The 14,549-nt window shown below is 29.8% G+C and carries 15 protein-coding genes and 1 tRNA gene; 6 read left to right on the top strand and 10 right to left on the bottom strand.

All coding sequences use genetic code 11. The annotated features are described in order from the left end of the window. Positions 1 to 39 precede the first annotated feature (39 nt). From FDT66_RS02050 to surE, 4 genes are read right to left on the bottom strand one after another with little or no spacing between them, the layout of a single operon-like run. Positions 40 to 516 carry a C40 family peptidase gene (locus tag FDT66_RS02050; RefSeq protein ID WP_138534481.1) on the bottom strand — a complete coding sequence of 159 codons (477 nt, stop codon included), beginning with the start codon at positions 514 to 516 and terminating at the stop codon, positions 40 to 42. Further along, positions 517 to 1,626, bottom strand: a complete 1,110-nt coding sequence (gene lpxB, locus FDT66_RS02055; RefSeq protein ID WP_138534482.1) for a lipid-A-disaccharide synthase — start codon at positions 1,624 to 1,626, stop codon at positions 517 to 519. Between the two features lies 1 nt (position 1,627). Continuing rightward, a complete protein-coding gene (locus tag FDT66_RS02060) occupies positions 1,628 to 1,915 on the bottom strand; it encodes a hypothetical protein (protein WP_138534483.1) in 288 nt (95 codons plus the stop codon). Continuing rightward, entirely contained in the window at positions 1,903 to 2,673 is a 771-nt protein-coding gene (surE, locus tag FDT66_RS02065; RefSeq protein ID WP_138534484.1) for a 5'/3'-nucleotidase SurE, read from the bottom strand. The genes FDT66_RS02060 and surE overlap by 13 nt, the downstream gene beginning before the upstream one ends. A 131-nt stretch (positions 2,674 to 2,804) precedes the next feature. Here surE and FDT66_RS02070 point away from each other — a divergent pair, with 131 nt between their 5' ends. The 3 genes from FDT66_RS02070 to FDT66_RS02080 all read left to right on the top strand — a co-directional run bounded on the left by FDT66_RS02070 (position 2,805) and on the right by FDT66_RS02080 (position 6,038). Next, positions 2,805 to 3,302, top strand: coding sequence for a hypothetical protein (locus FDT66_RS02070; protein ID WP_138534485.1), 498 nt, complete (start codon positions 2,805 to 2,807; stop codon positions 3,300 to 3,302). 92 nt (positions 3,303 to 3,394) lie between these two features. Beyond that, positions 3,395 to 5,527 (top strand): carboxy terminal-processing peptidase, encoded by a 2,133-nt coding sequence (locus FDT66_RS02075; RefSeq protein WP_138534486.1) that lies wholly within the window; start codon positions 3,395 to 3,397, stop codon positions 5,525 to 5,527. Positions 5,528 to 5,600: 73 nt separating this feature from the next. After that, entirely contained in the window at positions 5,601 to 6,038 is a 438-nt protein-coding gene (locus FDT66_RS02080) for an acyl-CoA thioesterase (protein WP_138534487.1), read from the top strand. 16 nt (positions 6,039 to 6,054) lie between these two features. Here the strand turns inward: FDT66_RS02080 and FDT66_RS02085 are convergent, their stop codons facing one another. Both FDT66_RS02085 and FDT66_RS02090 read right to left on the bottom strand, forming a co-directional pair. Next, positions 6,055 to 7,032: a type I phosphomannose isomerase catalytic subunit gene (locus FDT66_RS02085; RefSeq protein WP_138534488.1), complete on the bottom strand. Its 978-nt coding sequence runs from the start codon at positions 7,030 to 7,032 to the stop codon at positions 6,055 to 6,057. Between the two features lie 59 nt (positions 7,033 to 7,091). Next, positions 7,092 to 7,173 (bottom strand) — tRNA-Leu (locus FDT66_RS02090). 102 nt (positions 7,174 to 7,275) lie between these two features. Here FDT66_RS02090 and FDT66_RS02095 point away from each other — a divergent pair. Genes FDT66_RS02095 through FDT66_RS02105 form a run of 3 tightly spaced genes read left to right on the top strand, consistent with a single transcriptional unit; the run spans position 7,276 to position 12,654 of the window. Beyond that, a complete protein-coding gene (locus FDT66_RS02095) occupies positions 7,276 to 8,673 on the top strand; it encodes a dipeptidase (RefSeq protein WP_138534489.1) in 1,398 nt (465 codons plus the stop codon). Between the two features lie 4 nt (positions 8,674 to 8,677). After that, positions 8,678 to 11,005 (top strand): S9 family peptidase, encoded by a 2,328-nt coding sequence (locus FDT66_RS02100; RefSeq protein WP_138534490.1) that lies wholly within the window; start codon positions 8,678 to 8,680, stop codon positions 11,003 to 11,005. Positions 11,006 to 11,010: 5 nt separating this feature from the next. Next, positions 11,011 to 12,654, top strand: coding sequence for a M1 family metallopeptidase (locus tag FDT66_RS02105; protein WP_138534491.1), 1,644 nt, complete (start codon positions 11,011 to 11,013; stop codon positions 12,652 to 12,654). Positions 12,655 to 12,670: 16 nt separating this feature from the next. Here the strand turns inward: FDT66_RS02105 and FDT66_RS02110 are convergent, their stop codons facing one another. The 4 genes from FDT66_RS02110 to FDT66_RS02125 are packed head-to-tail and all read right to left on the bottom strand — an operon-like array spanning position 12,671 to position 14,540. After that, a complete protein-coding gene (locus tag FDT66_RS02110; RefSeq protein WP_138534492.1) occupies positions 12,671 to 13,327 on the bottom strand; it encodes a DUF2490 domain-containing protein in 657 nt (218 codons plus the stop codon). Next, a complete protein-coding gene (locus tag FDT66_RS02115) occupies positions 13,327 to 13,578 on the bottom strand; it encodes a hypothetical protein (RefSeq protein WP_138534493.1) in 252 nt (83 codons plus the stop codon). Before FDT66_RS02115 ends, FDT66_RS02110 begins: the two co-directional genes overlap by 1 nt. Positions 13,579 to 13,593: 15 nt before the next feature. After that, positions 13,594 to 13,911 carry a hypothetical protein gene (locus FDT66_RS02120; protein ID WP_138534494.1) on the bottom strand — a complete coding sequence of 106 codons (318 nt, stop codon included), beginning with the start codon at positions 13,909 to 13,911 and terminating at the stop codon, positions 13,594 to 13,596. After that, complete coding sequence (locus FDT66_RS02125; protein ID WP_138534495.1) at positions 13,911 to 14,540, bottom strand: peptidylprolyl isomerase; 630 nt, start codon at positions 14,538 to 14,540, stop codon at positions 13,911 to 13,913. Before FDT66_RS02125 ends, FDT66_RS02120 begins: the two co-directional genes overlap by 1 nt. Positions 14,541 to 14,549 lie beyond the last annotated feature (9 nt).

The following is a 14,549-nucleotide window of genomic DNA, read 5'->3' on the forward strand; positions in this document are numbered from 1 at the left end:
AAACCAAACCACTAAACATCAAAAGGTTGCAATATATATTTAAAGAATTTTCATTGCTTTTACAAAAGCATTTTTCCAGTATTTTTCTGATAATTGTGAAATTATGACACCTCTTGAGGTTGTAGAATGTATAAAACGAATTTTGTTGTTTTTTACAGAAACAATTAAACCAACATGGTTTATACCTCTTCCTTTTTTAGAAGTTTTAAAAAACAGCAAATCGCCTTTTTGGGCTTTTTTTAATGGAATTTTCTGCCCAGTTTTTGCCATATCTCTAGAAATTCTTGGCAATTGTATATTTTCTTCTAAAAATGAAACATATACAATACCAGAACAATCCATTCCTTTTTTTGTGATACCTCCAAACCTGTATTTAACACCTTTGTATTTGAGGGCATTCGCAACAATTTTTTCTGATTTAGTATAGGTCTTGTTTGATTTTTTTGGTACTTTTTTTGAAGTACCACAACTCATTAATAATAAAATGAAAGTCCATAAAAAAACTATTTTTTTCATTTAAAATAATTCTTTTACTATTTTGGATGCTACTTTTTTTGATGCTCCTTTTCCACCTAATTTTTTTTCTAGTTCAAAATAGTCTAAAAACAACTTTTGTCTGTGTTCTTCTTCAAGGATTTTGCGAAGTTCTTTTTTAAGATTTTTTGTCGTAAAATCATTTTGAATTAACTCTTTTACAACTTCTCTGTCCATTATTAAGTTTACTAAAGATATGTATTTTAAGGTAATTATTCTTTTTGCTATTTGATAAGAAATAGCACTCCCTTTATAACAAACAACTTGTGGAATTTTAAATAATGCAGTTTCTAAAGTGGCAGTTCCAGAAGCTACCAATGCTGCATAAGAAACACTTAATAAATCGTGTGTTTTATTATCTATAAATTGTACTTTTTTAGTTCCAATAATATCTTTATAAAATTTATTTTCTTGACTAGGAGCGCCAGCAATTACAAATTGGTAATCTTCAAAATCATCAATAATAGATAACATTACGGATAACATTTTAGATATTTCTTGTTTTCTGCTTCCTGGTAACAATGCTATAATTGGTAAATTACCTAAATGATGTTTTTCACGAAAATCTTTTTCTTTTACTTGGGTTCTATCACTAATGGCGTCAATTAAAGGATGTCCTACAAATTCAACTTCGTAATTATATGTTTTATAAAATTCTTTTTCGAAAGGAAGTATTACAAACATTTTATCAATGTCTCTTTTAATGTCTTTAACTCTTCCTGCTCTACTTGCCCAAACTTGAGGTGAAATGTAATAATTGGTTTTAAAGCCAGCTTCTTTTGCCCATTTTGCAACGCGTAAATTAAAACCAGAATTGTCAATAAAAATAATTACATCTGGTTTAAATATGGCAATATCATTTTTACAGTATTTTATGAATCCTAATACTTTAGATAGGTTCATTAAAACTTCCAAAAAACCCATAAAAGCACGTTCTTTGTAGTGTTTTACCAAAGTACCGCCTACAGCTTGCATTAAATCTCCACCCCAAAAACGGATATCCGCATTTTCGTCTTGTTTAAAAAGTTCTTTCATTAAGTTAGAACCATGTAAATCACCTGAAGCTTCACCTGCAATTATGTAATATTTCATTTTAAAAAAACTTTAAAATTAAAGTTGTAAGCGCTATTAAAATAGTAGCAATTAAAACTCCTTTTGCTCTATTGTCTTGTTTCTTTTTGATAAAAACAAAAAACACAAATAAATTTGGAATCGCAGCTAAAGAAAGTACTTTCCCATACAATTTCCCTTCGTTAATCATTTTTAAAGTATCGTTAAAACTAAATTTTGAGAAATACTCTAAGTACAAAAAAATGCCTCCAAAAGTTGCAAATAACGCTACCAAAACACCAATTAAAACATCTTTTTTTACAGTTCCCATGAATTTAGTTTTTGAATCATGTGATGAGCTGTCATGTCAAATTGAACAGGAACTACAGAAATATAACCATTTTCCAATGCATAAATATCGGTATCTTGTCCCTTATCTTTATTTACAAACTCGCCAGAAAGCCAATAGTATTCTTTTCCAAATGGACTTTTTCGTTTGTCAAAAATTTCTTTCCAATATCCATTTGCTTGCCTGCAAATTTTTATACCATTAATTTCTTCTTTCTTTAAATTAGGAATATTAACATTTAAAACAACACCTTCTGGAATTCCGTTTAACAAAGCATTTAAAGTTATATTTTTTACAAATTCTTCTGATGGTTTAAAATCTGCATGCCATTTAAAATCTAATAATGAAAATCCAATTGCTGGTACACCTTCAATACCTGCTTCAATTGCAGCACTCATAGTTCCAGAATAAATTACGTTAATTGAAGAATTTGCTCCATGATTTATCCCAGAAACACACAAATCTGGTTTTCTGTTCAAAATTTGATTGATCGCCATTTTTACACAATCTGCAGGTGTTCCAGAACAAGTATACTCTAATTGAGGTCCTTCATCAATAGTTATTGGATTGCAGGTAAGTACATTATCTACAGTAATGGCATGCCCCATGCCACTTTGAGGACTGTCTGGTGCAACAACTACAACATCTCCAATCTTATTCATTATTCGTATTAACGCCCTTAACCCAGGAGCAGTTATTCCATCATCATTTGTCACTAAAATTAATGGTTTTTCTTGCATTTTAATTGTTTTAAATACAAATGTAATTTATTTTAATCGAATTTGTTTTTAACATTTTATAAAGAATGTTGTTTAAGATTTTTATGTAACATTGTAAGGAGCTAATTTATAATACAATGAATCGACTTTTTTTGAAATTTATAGTTATTTTAATACTTCTTATTTCAACTAATTTTAGAGCTCAATCAAGTTCAAACAAACCTTGTGCTGGAATAGAATATAATCAATTCGATTTTTGGATTGGAGACTGGAGTGTTTATGACACAAAAAACAATTTAATTGGTAAAAACAAAATTCAAAAAATACAAGAAAATTGTGCTTTGCAAGAGAATTGGGTTTCCAATACTAGTTCAAACAAAGGCACAAGCTATAATTTTTACAATAAGATAGATAATAGCTGGAACCAAGTTTGGATAGATAATACCGGATTTTCTTTAATTTTAAAAGGTAATTTGGTCGATGAAAAAATGGTGTTAAAAAGTAAATTAATCGAATCTGAAAAAGGAAATTATTACAATAGAATTACTTGGCATAAAAACAAAGACAACTCTGTTACCCAAGTTTGGGAATATGTAAATGAAAAAGGAAAAGTAATTTCTGAGGTATTCAGAGGAATCTATAAAAAATAAAAACAAAAATTAATTTTTAAATTTTTGGCATTATTTTAGTAGTTTAACAACTTAAAATAGTAATTAAAAATAAAATTTACGACATATAATTTATGAATTCAAAACAAAAAATAAGTATTTCCATTTTAGCATTTTTAATGTTATTATCTAGCTTTAGTTTTCAAGCTAAAAGCGAACTAGATATAAAAGACCCTAATAAAGATAAAATTCTTGTATATGTTTTAAAAAACATTCTTACAAGAGGTCATTTTGTAGTAAAAGACATGAATGATAATTTTTCTGAACAAGTTTTCAAAAACTTTATTGATGGTTTAGATCCTAGTAAAAGATATTTCACACAAGCAGATATTAAAGAGTTTTCAAAATACAAATACAAAATAGATGATCAACTTTTAAAAGACGACGTATCTTTTTATAATTTGGTTTACAATCGTTTTTCAGAAAAAACTAAAAATGCAAAACTGTATTATGCAGATTTGTTAGCTAAACCTTTTAATTTTTCTAAAAAAGAAAAAATTGATGTTGACTATGACAAAGTTCCGTTTGCAAAAAACGAAAATGAGCTCATTGATTATTGGAGAAAACAATTGAAATTAAGCACGCTTAGTAGAATTCAAGATAAAATAGAAAAACAAGAAAGTAAGCTAAAAAAAGATAAGAAATACAAAGTAAAATCTTTTGACGAACTTGAAAAAGAAGCTAGAGCAGAAGTTTTAAAAAACATGAACGAGCTTTACTTAAGAATTGAAGAATTAGAACATGAAGATTGGTTTTCAACCTTTCTAAACAGTGTTGTTGGTGCTTTTGACCCACACACAACATACATGGCACCAAGAATGAAAGAACGTTTTGACCAAGATATGTCTGGTAAATTAGAAGGTATTGGAGCAAGATTATCAAAAAAAGGAATATATACAGAGGTTTTTGAATTAGTTTCTGGAGGTCCAGCATGGAAACAAGGCGAATTAGAAGATGGTGACATTATTTTAGAAGTAGCACAAGGTGATGAAGAGCCTATAGATATTGTAGGTATGCGATTAGACGATGCTATTAAATTTATAAAAGGAAAAAAAGGAACTGAAGTAAGATTAACTGTAAAGAAAAAATTAGACGGTACAACTAAAGTTATTTCTATAATTAGAGATGTTGTAGAGCTAGAAGAAACTTTTGTAAAATCCAGCATTGTAGAAAAAGACGGTAAAAAATATGGAATTATAGATTTACCAAAATTCTACATTAGTTTTGATGATAAAAATTATCGTGATTCTGCAAAAGATATGGAACAAGAAATTGAGCGTTTAAAAGAAGAAAACGTTTCTGGCCTAATTTTAGATTTAAGAAATAATGGAGGTGGATCTTTAAAAACTGCTATTGAAATTGCTGGTTTATTTATCACTCAAGGACCAATTGTACAAGTAAAATACAGAGGTCAAGAACCAATTGTAAAAGACGACCTAGATCCGAAAATGCAATGGAAAGGTTCTATTGTCGTTTTAGTAAACGAATTGTCTGCATCTGCATCAGAAATTTTTGCAGCTGCAATGCAAGATTATGGAAGAGCAGTAATTATTGGAGGAAACCAAACTTATGGAAAAGGTACTGTACAAAGTGTCATTCCTATCAATAATTTTTATCCAAAATTTGAAGATGATTTAGGTGCTATCAAAATGACTATTCAAAAATTTTACAGAGTTAATGGTGGTTCTACTCAAATTGAAGGAGTGTATTCTGATATTGCCATACCAAGTAGATATAGTTATATGAAGTTTGGAGAACGTGATTTAGATGGTGCATTAGCTTGGGATAAAGTTCCACAAGCGAAATACACACAAACAAATTCTTACCAAAATTTTTCCGAAGTTATTAATAATAGTAAAAACAGAATTGCAAATAGCTCAAAGTTTAATTTGATAAATGACTATGCAAAGTGGTTAAAAGAAAACCAAGAAAACACTTCTTTTTCTTTAAATTATAAAGATTTTTCAAAAGATAGTAAAAAACAAGAAAATGCATCAAAAAAATACAAAACTGCATTTGAATATAATTCTAATTTAACATTTACATCTCCAAAATATGAATTTCCTTTATTTCAAAAAGATTCTATTTTAAAAGACAAAAGAGATGATTGGCATAAAAGTCTCGCTAAAGATTTATATGTTGCTGAAGCATTAAATGTTTTGAGTGAATTAAAGTTAAAAAACGATGTACACATTGTAAAAAACTAACAAAATAAATATTTTTATAACCTGATAAAATAAAATTTATCAGGTTTTTTTATTGTTTAATCTTTCTTAATTTATGAGTTTTCAAGTAACCTTCGCTACAAAATGGTCAGATTTTGACCCTAACAGACATATGCGTCACACAGCCTACAATGATTATGCTGCTGAAGTGAGAGTTCGTTATTTTGCTAAATATAACTTTTCTATTCATGAATTTACGAAACACAATCTTGGTCCGATTTTGTTTACTGAAGAAACCTCTTTTAGAAAAGAAATTCATTTAGGTGAAAATATTACCGTGAACTTAAAGTTACAAGGTTTATCTAAAAACAACGAACGTTGGAAAATTATTCATGAAGTTTTTAATGAAGCAGGAAAATTATCTGCCATCATAAAAGTTTACGGAGCTTGGATAGATTTGACGAAAAGAAAACTAACTATTCCTCCTGAAGAAACAAAAGCAATGTTCGCCTTTGCTGAAAAATCAGATGATTTTGAAGTTATAGAATTGTAAAAAAATTAATTGTAGTTTATAAATAAACTTCTAACAGTTTACTTTTTACTGAAACTGTTTGTAATTCCACATTATTTATTGAGGCTGGCAATAATATCGTTTCTCCTTTTATGATTTGATATTTTTCGTTGTTTTGTTCTATTTCTAACTGTCCTTCAACACAAATATAAATTACAAAAGAATCTAATTTAGAGTAATCTTTTTGTAATCCTCCATCAATAATTAAAATATTGGTATTAAAATATGGCGAATGAACCAACTTGTTAGATCTATTTGTTTTTGTCTCATAAGGAGTTTTATAAGAATCATAACAATTAAAATCAATCACATCAATAGCTAAGTCACTATGTAAATCTCTTAATTTACCCGTTTTAGCATCTACTCTATCGTAATCGTAAATTCGATACGTAATATCAGAAGTTTGCTGAATTTCTGCCAATAAAACTCCTGCTCCAATAGCATGCACTCTCCCCGTAGGAATATAAAAAGTATCTCCTTCAGCAACTTTTTCATGGTGTAAAACTTCTAAGATAGAACCTTCGTCTAAATGCTTTTTATACCCTTCTTTATCCAATTTTTTATCAAAACCAACAATTAATTCTGCATTTTTATCAGCTTCCAAAACGTACCACATTTCATTTTTTCCAAAAGAATTGTGTCGTTTTTTTGCAACTTCATTACTTGGATGCACCTGAATAGACAAAGGTTTTTTTGCATCAATAAATTTTACCAATAAAGGAAATTCATTCCCAAATCGTTGGTAAACTTTATTTCCTAAAAAATCTCCTTTAAATTCTTCAATTAGATTTCTTAATGTTTTTCCTTTATAAATACCTTCAGAAACAAGGGTTTCACTATTTCCTACATCAGATATTTCCCAAGATTCTCCAATATTATTTTCAGAATACTTTTTATTTAAAACTGTTTTCAATTTCTCTCCACCCCACAATCTGTAGCTAAAAACTGGAGAAAATTTTAAAGGATACAATTTCATAAAAGCTTTTTTACTTTAAACAAAAATAGCTGAAGTTTTTCACATCAGCTATTTTTTTGTACAGGCGGAGAGACTCGAACTCTCACACCTCGCGGCACTAGATCCTAAGTCTAGCGTGTCTACCAATTCCACCACGCCTGCAACTTTTCCGAAGATTTCGGGATGCAAATATAAACAATCCTTAGAAACTACAAACTTGTTCATTATAATTTTTATATTTTTGAGAGAAATAAAAAGATATTCATGAATTCTATAAATTCTTATATAAAAAATAACAAACAACGTTTTTTAGACGAATTAATCGATTTATTAAAAATCCCTTCGATTAGTGCAGACAAAGCTTACAAAAAAGATGTTTTAAATACAGCTGATTTTGTTTTAGAAAGTTTAAAAAAAGCAGGTTGCGAACATGTTGAAATGTGTGAAACACCTGGCTATCCTATTATTTATGGAGAAAAAATTATCGATACAAATTTACCCACAGTTTTAGTGTATGGACATTATGATGTGCAACCTGCAGACCCTATAGATTTATGGCATTCTCCACCTTTTGAGCCCGTAATTAAAAAAACAGATATACATCCTGAAGGAGCAATTTTTGCAAGAGGTGCTTGTGACGATAAAGGACAAATGTACATGCACGTAAAAGCATTAGAGTATATGACTTCCACAGGAAATTTACCTTGTAACGTAAAATTTATGATTGAAGGCGAAGAAGAAGTAGGTTCAGAAAGTTTGGCATGGTTTGTTCCAAGAAATAAAGAAAAATTAGCCAATGATGTCATTTTAATTTCAGATACAGGAATGATTGCCAACGACATACCTTCTATAACCACTGGTTTGCGTGGTTTGAGTTATGTAGAAGTCGAAGTTACTGGACCAAATAGAGATTTACATTCTGGTTTGTATGGAGGTGCAGTTGCAAATCCTATCAATATTTTAACCAAAATGATTGCTTCTTTGCACGATGAAAACAATCATATTACTATTCCTGGTTTCTATGATAAAGTGGAAAATTTATCAGCAGAAGAAAGAGTAGAAATGGCAAAAGCTCCATTCTCTATAGAAGATTATAAAAAATCGATTGCTATTGGTGATGTTTATGGAGAAAAAGGCTATACAACTAACGAGCGAAACTCTATTAGACCTACTTTAGATGTAAATGGAATTTGGGGAGGTTATATTGGTGAAGGCGCAAAAACAGTAATTGCAAGCAAAGCTTTTGCCAAAATTTCAATGCGATTGGTTCCAAATCAAGATTGGAGAGAAATTACGGAATTATTCAAAAAACATTTTGAGAGTATTGCTCCAAGCGCAGTAAAAGTAAAAGTTACACCACATCATGGAGGACAAGGTTATGTTACTCCAATAGATAATATTGCTTACCAAGCTGCGAGTAAAGCTTATGAAACTACTTTTGGTAAAACTCCAATTCCGCAAAGAAGTGGAGGAAGTATACCAATTGTTTCACTTTTTGAGCAAGAACTAAAAAGCAAAACTATTTTAATGGGATTTGGATTAAATTCAGATGCCATTCATTCTCCAAACGAACATTTTGGTGTTTGGAATTATTTAAAAGGAATTGAAACCATTCCTCACTTTTACACTTATTTCACAGACTTACACCAACAACAAAGTTAAAAACATGAAAATAAAAACTCTAAAAATTACAGTGGTAACTTGCTTATCGCTATTAATGTTTAATTGTACCAAAGAAGAAAAACAAAAAGAATTTACAGTGGCAGAATATGAAGCTGCAGCAAAACATATGGACAGAAGTTTGTACAGTCTTGTACATAACCAAGTTTCTGGAAGTTCTTTTGTTGCTGAGAATTCTGTATTATATGTTACCACGAATAAAGATGGAAAAAGATTTGTATTGGTTAATTCAGATTCTAAAACAAAAGAAGATGCTTTCAACCATCAAAAATTAGCTGACGTTCTTTCTAAAGAGTTAGATAAAGAAATAAAAGCTAACGAATTGCCTATTTATGGAGTTTCCATTTCTGATGATTTAAAATCGATAAATTTTTCAGCAAATAGAGAACAATACATTTATAATTTATCTGATAATTCTATTTCTAAAAAGACTTCAAATACAAAAGGAGCAAGCAGAAACGAGCATGTTTCTCCGAATGGAAAATTAGCAGCTTATATAGATAATTATAATCTTTGGGTTCGTAATCTTGAAACGGATAAAAAAACGCAAATTACTTTCGATGGAAAAGAAGATTATGGATATGCAACCAACAACGCTGGTTGGACTAAAAGTGATGGTGCTGTTTTAAAATGGTCGCCAAATTCTGATAAAATTGCTACGTTTCAACAAGACGCAAGAGGTGTTGGAATGATGTATTTAACATCTACAAATGTGGGGCATCCAAAATTAGAAGCTTGGAAACACCCACTTCCTGGAGATGAGAAAATCTTTACCATCGAAAGAGTAATTATTCATTTAGGAAACAAGCCAAAAACGGTTCGTTTAAAAATGAAACCAGATTTTCAAAGAGGAACTACAACAGACCATATTGCAGATTGGGACAATACTTTATTAGATGCACAATGGAACAAAGAAGGAACTAAATTTGCTTTTGTTTCTGGTTCTAGAGATCATAAAATAGCACATTTGCAAATTGCAGATGCAAATTCTGGACAAATAGCATCTATTCATAAAGAAGAAGTTGATACGTATTACGAATCTGGTGTTAATGCTGAAAATTGGAAAGTATTATTTGATTCTAACGAATTTATTTGGTATTCAGAGAAATCAAATTGGGGTCATATTTATTTATACGATTTAACCACAAAAGAATTAAAAAATCAAATAACTTCTGGAGATTGGCTTGTGAAACAAGTAAAACATATTGATGAAAAAAATAGACAAATCTATTTTTCTGCTGGTGGAAAAGAAGAAGGAAATCCTTACCACAATTACTACTATAAAGTAAATTTCGATGGAACAAATCTCACCAATTTAACACCATCTAAAGGAACACATTCTGTTACTTTTTCAGATGATTATTCTATGTTGATTGACACCTATTCTACAACAACAACTCCACCTGTATCGGTTTTAAGAAATGGAAATGGAGAAAAAATAATGAATTTAGAAACTGCAGATATTTCTGAATTAAAAGCCAATAATTGGCAAGAACCTATTGAGTTTTCTGTAAAAGCAAGAGACGAAAAAACAGATCTTTACGGATTAATGTTCTTACCTAGTAATTACGACGGGTCTAAAAAATATCCTGTTTTAAATTACATTTATCCAGGTCCACAATCTGGAAGTATAGGGTATTATGGTTTTAGACCTGTTTGGAGAGACTTTCAAGCAGTTGCAGAATTAGGTTTTGTAGTGGTTGCTGTAGATGCTATGGGAACTCCAATGCGTTCGAAGTCTTTTCATGATGCGTATTATGGAAACATGGGAGATAATGGTTTGCCAGACAATATTACTGCTATTAAACAATTAGCCCAAAAATACAAAGGTATGGATATAGAACGTGTTGGAATTTGGGGACATTCAGGTGGAGGTTTCGCTTCTACAAGAGCAGTTTTTGCATATCCTGATTTTTATGATGTAGCTGTTTCTGGTGCAGGAAATCACGACAACAGAAACTATGAAGCTGATTGGGGAGAGAAATGGCAAGGTCTTTTGGTTGAAGGAACTTTGGAAGGAAAAACAGATGGAACCACGAATTACGACAATCAAGCAAATCAATTAATTGCAAAAGATTTAAAAGGTAAATTATTAATTACTCATGGAACTATGGATAATAATGTACCACCATCTAACACAATGTTGGTTGTTGAGGCTTTAATAAAAGCTAACAAAGATTTTGACATGATTTTATTTCCAAATAAAAGACATGGATATGGAGATATGACTAATTATATGACTCGAAAACGATGGGATTATTTTGTAACTCACCTTTTAAATGCAAAACCTGCTCAAGGTTTTAAACTGAAATAAATACCATGAAAAAATCAATATTAATTTTATTTCTTTTTATAGGGTTTTTATCAGCAAATGCACAAAGTTTATTAAGTGAAAGAAATAAATACACAAAGCAAGATACACTTAGAGGCTCCATAACTCCTGAAAGAATTTGGTGGGATTTAACTTATTATCATTTAGATATAGAAGTAAAACCCGATGAAAAATTTATTTCAGGAAAAAACACCATAAAATATATTGTTTTAAAAGAATATCAAACGTTACAGATAGATTTACAAGCACCTTTAGAAATTACCAAAGTTACACAAGATGGAAAAGTGTTGAATGTAATTCACAATGGAAATGCTCATTTTGTACAACTTACAAAAAAACAAAAAGTTGGAAATACAGAAAGCATAATTGTATATTATGAAGGAAATCCTAAAGAAGCAGTTAGAGCTCCTTGGGATGGTGGTTTTTCTTGGAAAAAAGACAGCAATGGAAATCATTTTGTAGCAACATCCTGCCAAGGTTTAGGCGCAAGTGTTTGGTGGCCTTGTAAAGACCATATGTATGATGAAGTTGAAACTATGGATATTAGTGTTACAGTACCTAAAAATTTGATGGATGTTTCTAACGGAAAATTAAAAAGTGTTGTAGACAATGGAAATACAAAAACATATCACTGGTATGTTGCAAATCCTATAAACAACTATGGTGTAAACGTTAATATTGGTGATTACACTCATTTTTCTGAAACTTATAAAGGCGAAAAAGGCAATTTAGATATGGACTATTATGTCTTAAAACCAGATTTAGAAAAAGCAAAAAAACAGTTTAAAGACGCTCCAAAAATGATGAAGGCTTTTGAGCATTGGTTTGGTCCTTATCCTTTTTATGAAGATGGTTTTAAATTGGTACAAGTACCTTATTTAGGGATGGAACACCAAAGTTCTGTAACTTATGGAAATCAATTTAAGCAAGGTTATTTAGGTAGAGATTTATCTGGAACTGGTTGGGGTTTAAAGTTCGATTTTATTATCATTCACGAATCTGGTCATGAGTGGTTTGCAAACAATATCACCTACAAAGACATTGCAGATATGTGGATTCATGAAAGCTTTACCAATTATTCTGAAAATTTATTTTTAGACTATTATTATGGAAAAAAAGCAGCATCAGAATATGTGATTGGAACCAGAAAAGGAATTCAAAACAAAAGACCCATTATTGGAGATTACGATGTAAATAGTGGTGGTTCTGGAGATATGTACCCAAAAGGTGGAAATTTATTACACACGTTAAGACAAATTGTAAATGATGATGGAAAATGGAGAATGATTCTCAGAAAAATGAACAAAGATTTCTACCATCAAACAGTAACTACCCAACAAATTGAAGATTTTTTAAGTAAAGAAATTGGGATTGATTTAGATGCTTTTTTCAATCAATATTTAAGAGATATTAGAATTCCTGTTTTTAAATATCAAATAGCCAACAATACATTAACCTATCAATGGAAAAATGTTGTGGATGACTTTAAAATGCCTTTAAGAATTTTTATTGATGATGAACCAAAATGGATTTATCCAACATCAGAAAAGAAAGAATTACCATTATCGTCTCAACAAAAACAACAAATTGAAGTTGATAAAAACTTTTATGTTGAAGTCGAAAATAATTAAAAAGTATAACTTTAATTTATAAAGAAATATACCAAGTTGCACGAATCCAAAGTCGGTTTTCGGTTTCGTTATTGAGAAAATTACTCAATCTATAATCCAACCCAAATTCTACTTTGTCTTTTTTAGTGGCTTGATAACCTAAGTAAGGCGTAAATCGAATTTCCAAATCATCTTCATCAAAATCATACAAATATTCGTTACCTAATTTGATATAAAATTCGTTTACATCAACTCGTTCTCCATTTAAAGGTTTCTCTAAACTTGCTCTGTAACGTGTTCTAAAAGTGGTTTGTTTTTGGGTTTGATAAAATTGTTCAAAAGCAAAACGATGTCCTAATTTTAAAGATGAAAAAGAGCTGACAATATTATAATGCTGAAAAGTTCTGTGGATAATCTCTGAATCTTCGAAACGAAGAATATATCCGAAATTTACAGATTGATTGGTGTTTATTTTGAAAGATAAAATGGAAGAAACATCTACCAAACTATGAGAAAACTGATAATCTTCATCATAAACAATAGTTCTAGATTCAATACTATTTACCCATTTTGTTTGGTCTGATAGCTTTTTACCCACCACAACTTTTGGTAGTAAACCCAAATTAAAATCTGATTGTCCAAAAAGTGAAAATCCAATAAAAAAAGTGATTAAAGACGTTAGAAATGATTTCATTAAAATTCTAAATTAGTGGAATCTGACGATTGAATAAGCAACTCTTTTTCTATTTCTCCTCTTCTATTGAACAAAATTTCAAAATTCTGGTATCTTTTTTCTTTTTTGCCTTTTACAATAATTTCATATTTTGGAATTATCTTTTCATGATGTGATTTCAAATTAAATATCTCGTTATAAATAGCACTTTCATCACCTATAAATTGAATTTGAACTTTCTTAAAACGAAATTTCTTAAATTTTTTAGACAATGTGTTTTCTATTTTTTACTGTATATCCTCTTCTAAATCACTAAATTTTACAGTTTTTTCTACATCTATTAGTGTCCCATTTTCTTCAAATTCTAAACTGATTCTATGCTTATTATGGCAAACTTTAGCTTCAACTGTTTTACCATCTTGACTTTCTTCAGCATACCATTTTACTTTCTTTTTAAAATCCCACATAGTAATAATGTGTAATGCTTTTTTAGGAACGTCTGCAGTTTTTAATCGATATTCCTTTTCAAATTTAACCTGAGAAAAAGTAAAATTAAAACCGAATACAACAGCTACAACAGATAGAAAAAGTATTTTTTTTATCATTATTTCTTTATAATATAAGCTTTTAAAATATAATCTACTTTTGGGTAATTCTCTTTTAAAAAAGCATTCCCAAGCTGATTAATCTTACCTTGTTGTCTTCCTAATTTATCGCCATAACCATCATAAAACTTTAAAATATTTTCCTGACCAGAAATTACCTTTGCTATTACAGGAAAACCTGTAACACCAGAATATGCCAATTTATCTAAACGATGGTTTTCTTTTAAATTGATAAAAATTTGATTTGATCTTGTATTTACTCCTCCTCTAGCAAATGCTAAAGTCATAGAATCATTTTTTCTAATTACAGGTTCGTCTTCAATTCCTTTTTGCCAACTTTTATTTATTAAAGAATCATTATGAATTCCGAATTGTGCCACAAAATTGGGTACTACTCTATAAATGGCAACATCTTTATAATAGCCGTATTTAATTAATTGATACAAACGATCTACACCTTTTGGAGACCATTCTCTGGTTGCCTCAATATCAAAATTACCCTGAGTAGTTTCAAATCTTGCTTTAAAAGTTTCTGGCGCTTTTTTATCTAACCATTTAGCTTTAAACTTTTTAGTTGCACAAGAAGCAAAAAGTACAATACTAGCTAATAGAATTAATTTATTTCTCATTTATTTTTC

Source organism: Polaribacter aestuariivivens (assembly GCF_005885675.1).
Taxonomy (GTDB): domain Bacteria; phylum Bacteroidota; class Bacteroidia; order Flavobacteriales; family Flavobacteriaceae; genus Polaribacter; species Polaribacter aestuariivivens.